Below are 13,840 nucleotides of genomic sequence, written 5' to 3' on the forward strand. Positions count from 1 at the left end.
CTAGCTATATTTATCGCGTCTTATAAAATAACTCGTTATAATAAATCCATGAAAAAGCTTTTTGTCCTTGCTCTTATAATAGTGTTTTTTACCGCTTTTATCTCTATGTTTAGACCGTCGATTCAGACTGAGCCCGGTGGCGTGGCGAGTGCTGCACGCACGATATTTTGGCTTTCGATTTTATATATAATTTATCTAAGCGATCCTGATAATATAAAAGGCATGATAAATTTCTTTAACGCAAATGATTTAGCGCTTGGTTTGCTTATTTTGACGGATATTTATCTTGTTTGTATGGTTTGTGAGGCTGCTCTTTAAATTTGCCAAATTCGCTAGAGTTTGAGTCCTCAAATTTCTTTGAAAATCCGCCGTATTTTTGAGTTTTGCCTCCGTGCATATCTATGATGCCTCTTTCTTGTGAGGCAGCAAGTAATGAGACGCAAGCTGTTAGTATAAGTAGTATTTGTTTCAAATTTTACCTTTTAAAGCCCCAAATTTAGGGGCTTATATTATTTATAGCTTTTTATCGCTTTATCTAAAATTTCTTTTGCCGTATCGGCACACTTAAACTCTTTTACTTTTACCCATTTGTTCGGTTCAAGCATTTTATAGGTTTCAAAGAAGTTTTTTATCTTATTTAGCGTCGCTTCGGGAAGATCTTTGTAGCTTTTTATAGCGTCATATCTTGGATCTATCTTGCTAACCGGCACTGCAAGAAGTTTTTCGTCCATGCCTGCTTCATCTTCCATCACAAGAACTCCGATCAGACGGCAAGGGATGACGCTGCCCGCTTGCAAAGGATACTCGTTAAGCACCAAGATATCGGCAGGATCGCCATCTTCTGCTAAGGTATTTGGCACGAAACCGTAGTTTGCAGGGTAAAACATCGCCGAATAAAGCACGCGATCGACGAAAACCGCGCCGCTGTCTTTGCAAATTTCATATTTTATGTTTGAGCCGTAAGGGATCTCGATAACGGCATTGATCTTATCAGGGTTTGAGCCTGCTTTGATTTTTGATATATCCATGTTTGCTCCTTGTTTTATGTGAGTGTGATTATACTTATTTGCGGCTTTTATTTAAGTTAAATTTGAGTTGTGACACGGCTACCGCTTGATAGCCGTGCGAGTGAATATGAGATGAGCTAAAAGTAAGTTAAAATTATTTGATTATCTCGACAGATTTTACGTCGATAGTTGTTTTCATGAGGTCTTTATCAACTTTTCCTGTAATTCTTATAGGCGTGTTTTCATCTACGGTTACGCCCTTCCAGACATGGTTATCTATCTCGATTTCGATTGTCTCACCGCTTCTGCCGACAAATTCATAATCATCTGATCTGATTTGAGATTTGATCTTGCCTTCAAGAATGACCGGCGCTCCGTCTCTCATATTAAGAGCTTCTTTGATAGTGACTAGCGTCGCACTTCCTTTGCCTGTGAAGCCGCCTTGGTTTTGTGCGGCGTTATTTGTGCCTATAAATCCTCCGCTTGCCAAAAGCGAGCCTGCTAGAAGAGCTGATAGTGTAAGTTTTTTAAGCATTTTATATCCTTTAAATTTTGATTTTATTTTTTAAGCTCCGCTAAATAGAGCAGCCTGATAACTTAGTTTTATAACTTACTATGAAGTTTGTTATAAACTGAAGCGAATTGTAATGCGAATTTGTTAATTAAAAGTTAAGGGGTAATATTGCTTAAAAAATAGTAAATTTGCCACATTTCGCGCTATTTGCAAAGCGTGGCAAATCAAATTTGTGTAGTTTACAGAAGTGAATTTATTAGTTTTCTCATGTCTTGCACGATCTCATCAATCGTTCTTTCGCCGTTTATCTCGTGAAGCAAATTTTTGCCTGAATAAAATTCACGAATAGCGCCGATTGGCTCAAGATATACTTTCATGCGGTTATTAAAGACTTCGTTGTTATCATCAGCGCCTCTTGCACGTCCAAGCACACGCTCTCTGGCTATATCTTCGCTAACGGCAACTTCGATAACGCCTTTTAGCGCGATTTCATCCTGCGCAGAGAGAACTTTATCAAGCTCACTCATCTGCTCGACGCTTCTAGGATATCCGTCAAGCACGACATTTGGCGTTTTGGAGCTTTTTATAGCGCTTATTATCGCATTTACAACCACTTCAAGAGGGACTAAATTTCCTTTTGAGATGTAGCTGTCTATGAGTTTGCCCAGCTCGCTTCCGCTGGCAACTTCTTCTCTAAGCAGATCGCCCGTGGAGTAGTGAGTAAAGCTCTCATCGCCTTTTGCGATCAAATTTGCGTCTGTTGTCTTACCGCTTCCCGGTGCTCCGATTATCAAAAATAGTTTTTTCATCAAATTTCCTTAGTTGGTTTTTTCTCTTAGTCTAAGTCCAAGCTCTCGAAGTTGCTCGGAATTTGCTTCACTCGGCGCTTTTGTCATAGGGCATTGTGCGCGCTGTGTTTTAGGGAATGCGATGACGTCGCGAATACTGGTTGATTTAGTAGCTAGCATCACAAGGCGGTCAAATCCTATCGCGATACCTCCGTGCGGTGGCGCTCCAAAGCTAAGCGCGTCAAGCAGGAAGCCAAATTTCTCTCTTTGCTCGGCTTCGTCTATGCCAAGAAGTTTAAATACCTTTTGTTGAACGTCGTTTTTGTGGATTCTCACGCTCCCTCCACCTAGTTCAAAGCCGTTTAGCACAACGTCGTGAGCTATGGATAGGATATCTTCCAAGTCCTCTTCGTCTATATTTTTAGGCATGGTAAACGGATGGTGCATTGCAGAGTAGCTTCCGTCGTCATTTTGCTCAAACATAGGGAAATCTAGCACCCATAAAAATTCCATTCTGTCTTGATCGATGATCCCCATTTGCTCGGCTAAGAAAATTCTAAATCTTCCCATATAGTCAAGTACTATCTTTTTCTTGCCTGCACCGAAAAATACGACGTCACCAAGTTTTAACTGGCATCTATCAACTATCTCTTGAAGGTCTTTTTCTTCAAAGAATTTGCAAAGAGGACCTTTTAATCCATCCTCTTTCATCTGGAAGTATCCTAGTCCTTGAGCTCCGAATTTGCGGACAAATTCTTCAAATCTATTCATCTCGCGTTTGCTGAATATATTATCTCCGTTTGGCACTTTAAGCGCTTTTATGCGGTTTTTCTTAGGATCTTTTGCGATAGAGCTAAAAATTTCATTTGTCGAGCGAGCAAATATATCAATCACGTCAACCATAGCTAGATCGTAACGAAGGTCAGGTTTATCCGAGCCGTATGTTTCGGTAGCTTCTTTGTAGCTCATGCGTCTAAACGGCGTTTTGACATCATATCCGCAGGCTGCAAAGATGTCTTTTAGAACTTCTTCAGCCATATTTAAGATATCATCTTGTTTAATAAAGCTCATCTCGATATCAATCTGCGTAAATTCAGGCTGGCGATCAGCTCGCAAATCCTCATCTCTAAAGCATTTTGCTATCTGGAAGTATTTATCAAAGCCCGAACACATCAAAAGCTGCTTAAATAGCTGAGGGCTTTGCGGAAGTGCATAAAACTGCCCCGGATATACGCGGCTTGGCACCAGATAATCTCTTGCTCCTTCAGGTGTGGCGCGAGTTAGGATAGGCGTTTCAAATTCTATAAAGCCAAGCCGGTCAAGTGCGTTTCTAGCGGCAATCGCAGCCTTTGAGCGCATTTTAAAGATATTTTGCAAGCGCTCGTTTCTTAAGTCCAAAAATCGGTATTTAAGCCTGATATCTTCATTTACCGAGTTATCGTTGATCATAAACGGAAGCGGTTCGCTTGGGTTTTCAACTATTACTTCGCTAACTACGACTTCGATCTCGCCGGTCTTTAGCCTTGGATTTACAAGTCCTTCACCACGCGCTCTTATCTTGCCTTTAATTTTTAAAACATACTCGTCGCGAACTTTTGACGCTATTTCATGAGCGCTTATGCTATCGGCAGGATCGCAAACCAGCTGGATTAGCCCTGTTCTATCTCTTAAATCGATAAAGATAACTCCGCCGTGGTCTCTATATGTATTGACCCAGCCGCAAAGATCGACTTCTTTGCCGATGTCCGCCGCACTAAGCTCTGCGCAATAATGGCTTCGCATTAGATACTCCTTAAAATTCGTTTTTGAAAGCCTGATTATACTCAAATTTTGCTTTTACCGAGCTTTTAAACCAAAATATGCTACAATCAAAACTATGAAAAAAGAGAGAAATTTAAATATTGCCGATGTAAAAAAAGTCGGAGTTGTAGCTAAGATAAATGCCGATTTGGCTAAAAATTTAAAGACGATTGAGAAAATTTTAGCCAAATACGGTGTAGAAATTTTACTTGAAAAAAGTTGCGCTAAAGAGCTTGATAAGCAGGGTTTTGAGCTAATAAATTTGGCTAAAAATTGTGATTTTTTAATCTCTTTAGGCGGAGACGGTACGATCATCTCAGTTTGCAGACAGAGTGCAGAAATTTCGCCGTTTGTGCTTGGAATTCACGCAGGAAGGCTTGGATTTTTAACCGATATCACGATGGATGAGTGCGAAGAGTTTTTTAAAGACTTTTTTGAGGGAAAATTTGATATCGAAACTCCGTTTATGCTTGATGTATTTATGCATAAAAAAAGTGGCGATACGGTAAAAAAGATAGCCTTTAACGAAGCCGCGATACTAAGCTTGAAGCCAGGCTCTATGGCTCATATCAATGCGCTTTTAAACGGAAAAGATTTTAACTCGTATTTTGGTGACGGCGTTCTTATATCAACGCCGATCGGCTCGACTGCTTACAACATGAGCGCAAACGGACCTATCATCTATCCGTTAAGCGATGTTTTTGCCGTTACTCCGATATGCTCTCATTCACTTACTCAGCGCCCGGTTGTGCTTCCAAGAGGGTTTGAGATGAAATTTAAAACCCAAAGCGATGCTGTTTTGGTTATCGATGGGCAAGATAGGTTTAACATGTCAAATTTAGATAGCATTAGCGTTGCTTTGAGTGAAAAATCGGCAAAATTTATCCGCCATATCGGTAGGGATTACTTTCAAATTTTAAAAGAAAAACTTCACTGGGGTTATAATGATTGAGAGGCTTTTGATAAAGGAATATCTAAATTTTGATAGCGTGGAGCTTAAATTTAAAGAAGGGCTTAGCGTATTTACAGGCGTAAGCGGTGCGGGCAAATCAGTGCTAATGAGCGCTATAATGGCTGTTTTTGGACTTAAGGATAGCGATGCAAAGCTGATTGAAGCGGATGTGGAGTATAAATTCAGTGCCGAGGAGTATGGGATTGAGAGCGAGCAGATAAATACTTTTAAACTGTTTAGAGATAAGGCGACAAGGTATTTTATCAACTCTCAGGCTATCTCAAAGAAAAATCTCGCCTCAATTGCAAAAGAGCATATAAAATATCTGTCCGCCAAAGAGATAAACGAGTTTGAAAACGAGAGATTTTTAAATTTGCTTGATATCGTCGAAAGTAAAAAAAACGGAGAATTTTTAAAATTTAAGCAGGAATTTGAGGCGAAATTTAAGGAATTTGATCAAATTTCAAAAGAGTTGCAAAATATAATAGAAGATGAAAGAAGGATTGAGGAGCTTAAGGAATTTGCAAGCTTTGAGATATCAAAAATAGAGTCTGTTAGCCCAAAAGTAGGCGAATTTGAAGAGCTTATGGAGATAAAAAAACGCCTTAGTAAAAAAGATAAGATAAATGAAGCTTGGAGTAGAGCCGAAGCCGTATTTCATGCCGAAAGAGCAGTCATAGATGCGCTAAATATAAGCGATATAGATGCGAGCTTTTTTGAAGAGTGTATGAACGAGCTTAGGATAGCGCGCGACAACCTAAATATGGATGAGCTTGAAGATATCGATATAGAAGGCGTTTTGGATAGGATCGAGGCACTAAATTCGCTAATTCGCAGATATGCAAGCATTGAAGAAGCGCTTGAAACTTTAAAAAAACGAAAAGCCGAGCTTAGTAAATATGAAAATATAAGCTTTGAAAAAAGCTTGCTTGAAGCTAAATTTAACGCTTTAAAAAGCGAGATTAACGATATGTCAAGCAAGCTTACAAAGGCAAGGAGTGAAAATTTAAAAGAGCTTGAAGAGCTTATAAATTCATATCTTAAAGAGCTTTATATGAGCAAAATCACTCTTAAAATAAGCCAAAAGCCGCTTGATAAATTCGGCGTTGACGAGATAGCTTTGAGTTTAAACGAGACTAATTTAAAAAATTTAAGCTCGGGCGAACTAAACCGCTTGCGACTTGCCTTTATAGCAAGTGAAACGCAAATTTCAGGAAGTGGAGAAGGGGTAATAATCCTTGATGAGATAGATGCGAATTTAAGCGGAAAAGAGGCGATGAGTATCGCAAATGTGCTTTTAAATTTAGCTAAATTCTATCAGATTTTTGCCATCTCACATCAGCCTCAGCTTAGCTCAAAGGCAAATTCTCACTTTTTAGTTGAAAGACAAGGCGAAAAATCAATCGCAAGAGAGCTTAAAAACAGTGAACGCATAACCGAACTTGCCAGAATGATAAGCGGTGAGAAGATAACAAATGAGGCTGTAAATTTTGCTAGGCAACTTTTGGAGGGTTAAAAATTTTATATTTTAACAAGAAAAAAAATGGTAGCATTGAAGAAAATTATAAATTTAATGTGTAATGGATAACTTATATTTATGAAAAAAAGTAGAATTTTAATAGTAGAAGACAACAAGGCATTGGCAAAACTTATTGCAAAAAAGATGGAAGGCAACGTCGAAATGGATATAGACGTAGCCCATAGTATGGCTGAAGCGGAAGTTTTTTTAGCTAAACCAAGCGAATATTTTATAGCCTTGCTTGATCTGAATTTGCCTGACGCTCCAAATGGAGAGATAGTAGATTATGTGATTTCAAAAGGTATTGCGGCGATAGTGCTAACAGGAAGTCTTGATCCTAAGACTAGAGAAATATTTATACATAAAGATATAGTAGATTATGTTTACAAGAGCAACATGGATGATATAAACTATATATTTCAAATGATAAATAGGCTTATTAAAAATAAGCAGTATAAGGTTATGATCATTGAAGATTCGATGCCTTTTAGAAATAATATTAAAAAAATTCTAACAAGTCTTCAGTTTCAGGTATTTACAGCCGCTCATGGCGAGGAGGCTATGAGCTATTTTGCCGATCACCCCGATATAAAGCTTGTTATAACTGATTATAGAATGCCTATTAAGGATGGCCTTGGAGTTTTAAAAGAGCTTAGAAAAGAAAACGACAAGAATAATCTTGGAATAATAGTTATTACATCTCCAAAAGAGGAGGTTAACGCCTCTATATTTCTTAAAAATGGAGCAAATGATTTTATCGCAAAGCCTTTTGAAAAAGAGGAATTTATATGCAGGATACATAATACCATAGAGGCTATAGAAAATATTAATAGAATTGCAAATTTTGCGAATCATGATTTTTTGACAGGTGTTTATAATAGAAGGTATTTTTATGCCAATATGGAGGAGTATTTAAGTAAGCATGAGGAATTCTTTGAACCTTACGCGATAGCTATGCTTGACATAGATCATTTTAAGAGTATTAATGATACATATGGTCATGATGGTGGAGATAAAGTACTGCAATTTTTGGCAAAAAAATTAGTCGATGAGACAAAAGGAAATGATATTGTAGCTAGATTTGGAGGGGAGGAATTTTGTATAGTTCTTAAAAATATCTCCAAAGAAGAGGCTATTAAATTTTTTGTAAATTTAAGATCTAATATTGCGTCTCAATCCATAACTCTAAAAAAAGAGAGTTTTAAATTTACTGTTTCTATCGGTGTTGCATTTGGAAGAAGCGATTATTCTTTAGATGAAATTTTAGAATTTGCAGATGATGCACTATATGAAGCTAAGGAGAATGGTAGAAATAGGGTAGAGGTAGCTGGATGATAATAGATACGCATTGTCATCTTGATGATAATAGATACGATGAAGATCTTGATATGGTTATGCAAAATGCCTATAGTGGTGGCATTGGTGGGGTTTTGATACCTGGTGCTGATATTAAAGATTTACCAAAAGCTGCTAGAATAGCCAATGCTTATAAAAATGTTTTTTTCGCAGTCGGAGTTCATCCGTATCATATAGATGATTTTGATGAGAATGAGTTGCGTAAATTTGCTAATGATGACAAATGCATAGCTGTAGGTGAATGCGGACTTGATTATTTTAGGCTGCCAAAAGATGAGAGTGAGAAATTAGCCGAGAAAGAGTCTCAGAAGAGAGTTTTTAAGGCTCAGCTTGATTTAGCTGTAGAGCTTAATCTGCCTGTAATTTTGCATATTAGAGACTCTAATGAGGATTGTTATAATATATTAAAAGAGTATGCAAGTAGGCTAAAAGGAGCGGTTTTGCATTGTTATAACGCATCGCCATTACTTTTAGAGCTTAGTAAATTTGGAAATTTTTATTTTGGAATCGGCGGAGTTTTAACATTTAAAAATGCTAAAAATTTAGTGGAAATTTTGCCTAAAATTCCAAGGGATAAGTTACTTATCGAAACAGATGGGCCATATCTTTCGCCTGAGCCATATAGAGGTAGGAGAAATGAGCCTTTTTATACGCAATTTGTTGCACAAAGAATGAGTGAAATTTTAGATTTAGAAAAAGAGGAGATAATTAGAATAACCAAGCAAAATGCTAAAATGCTTTTTGGAAATTTTAATACCGAATAAATAAGGAGAAAAATGAGAATTTTAAAAATAGTTTTTTTGTGTATGACCTGTACTATATTTTTATCTGCTTCGACTATGAATAAAAACGTTAAAGATGTAACCGAATTACAAAAAAAAGTATTGAAAGAATTTGACATAGACTATAAATTTCTAACCAGTCCTTACTATAAAACAGTTAAAAATAGTATCAAAGATAGTAAGAAAAAAGAATTTGCAAGGACAATAGAGAACGGATATAAGCATATTCCTGTCTTGCAAAAAATTATTAAAGATTCAGGTATCCCGGAGTCGTTTTTATATCTTGCGATGATAGAATCCGGTTTTTCCAACGAGGTTGTATCAAGAGTTAAAGCCGTAGGTATTTGGCAGTTTATGGCTCCTACGGCTAAGCTTTATGGTCTTAGAGTAGATGAGTACGCTGATGAGCGTAAAGATCCAATAGCTGCCACTATTGCCGCTACAAAGTATCTTCAAAATTTAAAAGATGAATTTGGAAAATGGTATTTGGCTATGATGGCATATAATTGTGGAGGAACTAGGCTAAAATCTGCTATAAAAAAGGCCGGAAGCGATGATATACACGTGCTTCTTGATAGCAAAAAAGGTTATTTGCCAAAAGAAACCAGGGCTTTCGTAACAAAAATTTTAACTGTAGCGAATATAGCTGCCGATAATAATACGCAAGATACAAATAATTCTAATCTAATAGGTGGTGATAAGGCTGTTGAACTAGCAAAGATTGATGTTCCTGGAGGAACTACCTTGATGGAGGTTGGAGACAGTATAGGAGTTAGCTTAAAAAGAATGAAAGAGTATAACTCTCATCTTAAATTCGTATATACTCCACCTACGGATAAGCAATACTATCTATACATTCCTAAAAATAAAAAAAATATGTTTAATGATAATTTTGAGGCCTCCCAAAATCGTAAATTTGAAATTTATACAATAAAAAAAGATGATACTCTCTTGGCTATTGCTCAAAAAACAGGAGTTAGTCATAAGATAATCAAAGAGTATAATAATCTAACATCCGATAAGTTAAAACCAAATGAGAACATAGTAATCCCTACGGAGCAAAACATCAACTATCTTGCCGAATATATAGTAAAGAGCGGAGATAGCCTAAATGAAATTTCTGAGAAATTTGATGTCGCACTTAAAGATTTAAAGGATGCAAACAGTCTAATTAGCTCAAATTCATCTATTGGAGCAAAGCTTGCTACTGCAAAATAGTATCAAATTTGGCCTTTTGGCTATTTTTGTATCTATTTTTTTTACAGGATGCTCTTGGATAGGTATAAATTTTGGCCCTACGGGACCTACAAACGTAAAGATAAATAATTCAAAAGGTGTTCATCAAGCCACCATGCGTCCCTATACCATAAACGGAAAGACATATTATCCGACTATAGTAAGCGTGGGAGATAGGGCAAGTGGAATAGCCAGTTGGTATGGACCGAATTTTCATGGCAAAAAAACCTCAAACGGTGAAATTTATAATATGTATAATATGACTGCCGCGCATAAAACTTTGCCTATGAATACAATGGTGAGAGTTACAAATTTAAAGAACGGCAAAAATATTATAGTTAGAATTAATGATCGTGGTCCTTTTGTGGCTGGCAGGGTTATAGATCTGTCAAAAGTAGGAGCGCAAAAGATAGACATGATAGCATCTGGCACTGCACCTGTAGTGCTTGAAGTTGTCGGGTTTAATGGTAGTATAAATAGCAAAGTTGCCAATATACCAAGCTCTCAAAAGCCTAAGGTATCAAGTAGAGTTCAGCAAGATACTTTTGTTGGCGGTATATTTATGGTGCAAATTGGTGCTTTTAGAAATTTAAGTGGTGCAAATGCTTACAAAAGAACTCACTCTGCCAAGAACTACAATACTCAAATCAAAGAGTATATACTTGATGGAAGGACTATATATAGAGTATTTTTAGTAGGCTTTAGAAGCGAAAACGAGGCTAGAGACTTCATCGAAGCAGGGCATATAGAAGGCGCATTTATCGCAAGGGAGTAAGCGTGCAAAAGATAAGAAAGACCAAAGAGACTGATATAAGTTTAGATTTAGAAATTTATGGAAGTGGAAAGTGTGATATAAGCACGGGCATAGGATTTTTTGATCATATGCTTGAAGCCTTTGGCAAGCACGCTTTGTTTGATATGAAGCTTGTTGCAAAGGGCGATTTGCATATAGATTTTCACCATACGGTTGAAGATACAGGCATCGTCATAGGCTCGCTTTTAAAAGAGATGATATATCCTGTAAACGGAATTGAGAGATTTGGCGAGGCGACGGTTGTCATGGATGAAGCAGCTGTAAACTGTGCTCTTGATCTATCAAACCGACCGTTTTTAGTTTATGAAAGTATTAGCGATGGTAAAGTAGGTGATTTTGATATCGAGCTTGTTAATGAATTTTTCCAAGCTCTTGCATTTAACGCAAATATCACGCTTCATATAACTAAAATTCGTGGCAAAAACTCTCACCATATAATCGAAGCAAGCTTTAAGGCCCTAGCTGTCGCACTTAGAAGAGCTCTTGCTAAAAACGAGCGAATCGGAGTTCCAAGTACGAAAGGCGTGTTGTGATAGAGATAATTTTTTTAGATGTTGACGGTTGTATGACTGACGGCAAGATAGTCTATGGCGCAAATGGAGAAGAGGTTAAATTTTTTGACGTTAAAGATGGATATGCTATAGAGAGCTGGTTAAAGCTTGGTAAAAAAGTCGCAATCATAACTGGTAGAAAGTCAGCAATTGTAGAAAAAAGAGCCGAAAATTTAAAGATAGACCATGTATATCAGGGAGTAAGTGATAAATTTGCCGTTGCTGAGGAAATTTTAAAGTTTGAAGGACTTAAGTTTGAAAATGCGGCCGCAATAGGTGATGACTATAATGATTATAAGCTACTTAAGGCTGTTGGTTGGAGCTTTAAACCAAAGGATGCAATTAAAGAGCTTGAAGTAAAGACAAAGCTGAAATACAAAGGCGGACACGGAGCTATTAGGCAGATGATAGAAATTTTAATAGATCATGAAAATTTAAAAGAAGAGTGGTCTAAGCGTTGGTTATAAAAGTTTTTTATTTTGTCATAGCTATCTTTAGTGTGGCTATGGTATATATGACACTTCAGGATCCTTACTATAGTGAAATTCTAAAACCAGATAATAGCATTGCCACTATCGGGATGAATGATGTTGTGGATTACGAAATCAATGCCACTATTGTAAGTGCTAAATATGAGGCTGACGAGTGGAATAGATATAAAAATATGGATGAATTTTTAAATTTTAAGGCTGATGTTTTAAGAGATGATACTCATCATAGTATTATTTCTGATAAAGCTTTTTATCAAGACGATACTATTAAGCTTAAAGGAAATGTTAGATATTTAAATAGTGAAAATTTGAAATTTGTTTCAGAAGAAGCAGATTATAATACTAAAACAAAAATTGCCAGTTCGAGCATGCCTTTTACTATGACTAAAAATGAGGATAAGATAGTTGGCGATAGTATTATTTATGATGCAAATTTAAAAAGAACTTACGCAAAGGGAATTCAAGCATGGGTGCAGGAAAAAAGATAATTTTGGCCTTTATTTTTAGTATTTTACCTTTGGTCGCTCAAAATGTGGAAGTAACCGCGGATGATTTTTTTGCAGATGAGAACAAATTTATAAGTGAATTGAGTGGTAATGTTAGTGTCAAAAAAGGTAAAGATATATTAAGTGCCGATAAAGTTGTGATACATTTTGATAAAAATCGTAATCCTATCAAATATGTTGCCACAGGAAATGCTAAATTTAAGGTTTTTATTAAAGACAAAAATTACAACGGAAGCGGACATGAGCTTATATACGAACCAAAATCAAATTTATATACTATAAACGGAAGTGGATTTTTGCATGAAGTTGATAGCGATAAGAGAATTTATGGTGAAAAGATAAGTGTAAATCAAAATAGTGGCACATATAGTGTAAATAGTGGCAATAAAAAGCCTGTAAAATTTGTATTTCAAGTGGAGGATAAGAAAAAGTGATCAGGCCGATAAATGCCAGATTTCTCTTATCTGCTCCAAGTATCTCTCTAGCTCCACCAATTAGTGGTAGCGAGGTCGCGTTTTTGGGACGTTCAAATGTGGGCAAAAGTAGCCTTATAAATGCTCTTGTAAATCAAAACAATCTGGCTAAAAGCTCCTCAACTCCGGGCAAAACAAGGCTTATCAATTTTTTTGAAGTTGAATATATAAATGATGAGGATAGAGTAAATTTAATATTTGTGGATCTGCCGGGTTTTGGATATGCAAAGGTATCAAAAACTATGCATGATGATTGGAAACGAAATTTAGATGAGTATTTGAAACAAAGATCAAATATAAGACTTTTTGTCCATCTTATAGATAGCAGACAACATGATATGCTCATAGATAGAGAGGTGGGTGATTATCTGCAAAGTTTTTTGAGAGCCGATCAGAAAATTTTAAATATCCTAACAAAGGCTGATAAGCTAAATCAAAGTGAGAAAAGCGCAGCTTTAAAAGCATATCCTAACGCACATCTAGTATCGACTCTAAAAAAAATAGGAATTGATAAAGCAAATGAGCTTATAGTAAAAAACGCATTAGGTATAAATCAGTAGTGAAAAATTTAGATTTTAGAAAGCCCAAGCCAAAAGATATAAAAGCTATGCAAGATCTTGTTAAAGATGAGGTTGCAAGCGGAGTTATACTGCCAAGAAGCGATGATGAGATCGCTATGAATATTCGCTCATATATCGTGGTTTGCGACAAAAATGAGATAGTGGGCTTTTGCGCTTTACATATACACACTGCAAATTTGGCCGAAGTAAGAAGTCTTGTAATATCTAAAAATTTAAGAGGTAGCGGAATAGGAAGCGAGCTAGTAAGAAAAATACTTGATGAGGCTAAATTTTATGATATTGAAAAGGTTTTTACGCTTACTTATAGAAAGAGTTTTTTTGAAAAATTGGGCTTTGTAGAGATTCCTAAATCAGAACTTCCTGCACAAAAAATTTGGGCTGATTGTATTAAATGCAAGCACTTTCCGGTATGCGACGAAATAGCACTGATATACAGCTTTTAAAATCCTTTTTTTGGATTGTTTTTTTAT

At 36.5% G+C, this 13,840-nt stretch carries 18 protein-coding genes; 13 read left to right on the forward strand and 5 right to left on the reverse strand.

The window, feature by feature from the left end:
• Positions 1–48 precede the first annotated feature (48 nt).
• Positions 49–318: a hypothetical protein gene (locus CDOM16189_RS03025; protein ID WP_169974165.1), complete on the forward strand. Its 270-nt coding sequence runs from the start codon at positions 49–51 to the stop codon at positions 316–318.
• Here CDOM16189_RS03025 and CDOM16189_RS03030 read toward each other — a convergent pair.
• From CDOM16189_RS03030 to aspS, 5 genes are all read right to left on the reverse strand, one after another.
• Positions 266–472, reverse strand: a complete 207-nt coding sequence (locus CDOM16189_RS03030; protein WP_169974163.1) for a hypothetical protein — start codon at positions 470–472, stop codon at positions 266–268. The two genes, CDOM16189_RS03025 and CDOM16189_RS03030, sit on opposite strands and share 53 nt — an antisense overlap.
• 37 nt (positions 473–509) lie before the next feature.
• Complete coding sequence (gene ppa, locus CDOM16189_RS03035; protein WP_169974161.1) at positions 510–1,028, reverse strand: inorganic diphosphatase; 519 nt, start codon at positions 1,026–1,028, stop codon at positions 510–512.
• Between the two features lie 133 nt (positions 1,029–1,161).
• A complete protein-coding gene (locus CDOM16189_RS03040; RefSeq protein ID WP_169974159.1) occupies positions 1,162–1,542 on the reverse strand; it encodes a YgiW/YdeI family stress tolerance OB fold protein in 381 nt (126 codons plus the stop codon).
• 218 nt (positions 1,543–1,760) lie between these two features.
• The gene (locus tag CDOM16189_RS03045; protein ID WP_169974157.1) at positions 1,761–2,330 is read right to left on the reverse strand and encodes an adenylate kinase; all 570 of its coding nucleotides are present in this window, start codon (positions 2,328–2,330) and stop codon (positions 1,761–1,763) included.
• Positions 2,331–2,339: 9 nt separating this feature from the next.
• Positions 2,340–4,091, reverse strand: a complete 1,752-nt coding sequence (gene aspS, locus CDOM16189_RS03050; RefSeq protein WP_169974155.1) for an aspartate--tRNA ligase — start codon at positions 4,089–4,091, stop codon at positions 2,340–2,342.
• Positions 4,092–4,185: 94 nt separating this feature from the next.
• Here aspS and CDOM16189_RS03055 point away from each other — a divergent pair, with 94 nt between their 5' ends.
• The 12 genes from CDOM16189_RS03055 (at position 4,186) to CDOM16189_RS03110 (ending at position 13,813) form a co-directional block, all read left to right on the forward strand.
• The gene (locus CDOM16189_RS03055) at positions 4,186–5,061 is read left to right on the forward strand and encodes an NAD(+) kinase (protein WP_169974153.1); all 876 of its coding nucleotides are present in this window, start codon (positions 4,186–4,188) and stop codon (positions 5,059–5,061) included.
• Positions 5,054–6,577: an AAA family ATPase gene (locus CDOM16189_RS03060; RefSeq protein WP_169974151.1), complete on the forward strand. Its 1,524-nt coding sequence runs from the start codon at positions 5,054–5,056 to the stop codon at positions 6,575–6,577. Before CDOM16189_RS03055 ends, CDOM16189_RS03060 begins: the two co-directional genes overlap by 8 nt.
• Positions 6,578–6,658: 81 nt before the next feature.
• Complete coding sequence (locus CDOM16189_RS03065) at positions 6,659–7,915, forward strand: GGDEF domain-containing response regulator (RefSeq protein ID WP_169974149.1); 1,257 nt, start codon at positions 6,659–6,661, stop codon at positions 7,913–7,915.
• Complete coding sequence (locus CDOM16189_RS03070; protein ID WP_169974147.1) at positions 7,912–8,700, forward strand: TatD family hydrolase; 789 nt, start codon at positions 7,912–7,914, stop codon at positions 8,698–8,700. Before CDOM16189_RS03065 ends, CDOM16189_RS03070 begins: the two co-directional genes overlap by 4 nt.
• 12 nt (positions 8,701–8,712) lie before the next feature.
• Positions 8,713–9,936, forward strand: coding sequence for a lytic transglycosylase domain-containing protein (locus tag CDOM16189_RS03075; protein WP_169974145.1), 1,224 nt, complete (start codon positions 8,713–8,715; stop codon positions 9,934–9,936).
• Positions 9,920–10,729: a septal ring lytic transglycosylase RlpA family protein gene (locus CDOM16189_RS03080; RefSeq protein WP_249321498.1), complete on the forward strand. Its 810-nt coding sequence runs from the start codon at positions 9,920–9,922 to the stop codon at positions 10,727–10,729. Before CDOM16189_RS03075 ends, CDOM16189_RS03080 begins: the two co-directional genes overlap by 17 nt.
• A gap of 2 nt (positions 10,730–10,731) precedes the next feature.
• Positions 10,732–11,301, forward strand: a complete 570-nt coding sequence (gene hisB / locus CDOM16189_RS03085) for an imidazoleglycerol-phosphate dehydratase HisB (RefSeq protein WP_169974143.1) — start codon at positions 10,732–10,734, stop codon at positions 11,299–11,301.
• Complete coding sequence (locus CDOM16189_RS03090; protein ID WP_169974140.1) at positions 11,298–11,786, forward strand: HAD hydrolase family protein; 489 nt, start codon at positions 11,298–11,300, stop codon at positions 11,784–11,786. The genes hisB and CDOM16189_RS03090 overlap by 4 nt, the downstream gene beginning before the upstream one ends.
• Entirely contained in the window at positions 11,777–12,298 is a 522-nt protein-coding gene (gene lptC / locus CDOM16189_RS03095; RefSeq protein WP_169974138.1) for an LPS export ABC transporter periplasmic protein LptC, read from the forward strand. The genes CDOM16189_RS03090 and lptC overlap by 10 nt, the downstream gene beginning before the upstream one ends.
• The gene (gene lptA, locus CDOM16189_RS03100; protein ID WP_169974137.1) at positions 12,277–12,750 is read left to right on the forward strand and encodes a lipopolysaccharide transport periplasmic protein LptA; all 474 of its coding nucleotides are present in this window, start codon (positions 12,277–12,279) and stop codon (positions 12,748–12,750) included. Before lptC ends, lptA begins: the two co-directional genes overlap by 22 nt.
• On the forward strand, positions 12,747–13,349 hold the full coding sequence (gene yihA / locus CDOM16189_RS03105) for a ribosome biogenesis GTP-binding protein YihA/YsxC (protein WP_169974135.1): 603 nt from the start codon (positions 12,747–12,749) through the stop codon (positions 13,347–13,349). Before lptA ends, yihA begins: the two co-directional genes overlap by 4 nt.
• On the forward strand, positions 13,349–13,813 hold the full coding sequence (locus tag CDOM16189_RS03110) for an N-acetyltransferase (RefSeq protein ID WP_502707248.1): 465 nt from the start codon (positions 13,349–13,351) through the stop codon (positions 13,811–13,813). Before yihA ends, CDOM16189_RS03110 begins: the two co-directional genes overlap by 1 nt.
• The last annotated feature ends 27 nt before the right edge of the window (positions 13,814–13,840 follow it).

The sequence above is a fragment of the Campylobacter sp. RM16189 genome (assembly GCF_012978815.1).
In the GTDB taxonomy this organism is placed as follows: domain Bacteria; phylum Campylobacterota; class Campylobacteria; order Campylobacterales; family Campylobacteraceae; genus Campylobacter_A.

Bases quoted from the DNA above. Each gene is read 5' to 3' on its own strand.
- CDOM16189_RS03025 (WP_169974165.1), top strand. From the start codon at position 49: ATGAAAAAGCTTTTTGTCCTTGCTCTTATAATAGTGTTTTTTACCGCT.
- ppa (WP_169974161.1), bottom strand. From the start codon at position 1,028: ATGGATATATCAAAAATCAAAGCAGGCTCAAACCCTGATAAGATCAAT.
- CDOM16189_RS03040 (WP_169974159.1), bottom strand. From the start codon at position 1,542: ATGCTTAAAAAACTTACACTATCAGCTCTTCTAGCAGGCTCGCTTTTG.
- CDOM16189_RS03045 (WP_169974157.1), bottom strand. From the start codon at position 2,330: ATGAAAAAACTATTTTTGATAATCGGAGCACCGGGAAGCGGTAAGACA.
- aspS (WP_169974155.1), bottom strand. From the start codon at position 4,091: ATGCGAAGCCATTATTGCGCAGAGCTTAGTGCGGCGGACATCGGCAAA.
- CDOM16189_RS03055 (WP_169974153.1), top strand. From the start codon at position 4,186: ATGAAAAAAGAGAGAAATTTAAATATTGCCGATGTAAAAAAAGTCGGA.
- CDOM16189_RS03060 (WP_169974151.1), top strand. From the start codon at position 5,054: ATGATTGAGAGGCTTTTGATAAAGGAATATCTAAATTTTGATAGCGTG.
- CDOM16189_RS03065 (WP_169974149.1), top strand. From the start codon at position 6,659: ATGAAAAAAAGTAGAATTTTAATAGTAGAAGACAACAAGGCATTGGCA.
- CDOM16189_RS03070 (WP_169974147.1), top strand. From the start codon at position 7,912: ATGATAATAGATACGCATTGTCATCTTGATGATAATAGATACGATGAA.
- CDOM16189_RS03075 (WP_169974145.1), top strand. From the start codon at position 8,713: ATGAGAATTTTAAAAATAGTTTTTTTGTGTATGACCTGTACTATATTT.
- lptA (WP_169974137.1), top strand. From the start codon at position 12,277: ATGGGTGCAGGAAAAAAGATAATTTTGGCCTTTATTTTTAGTATTTTA.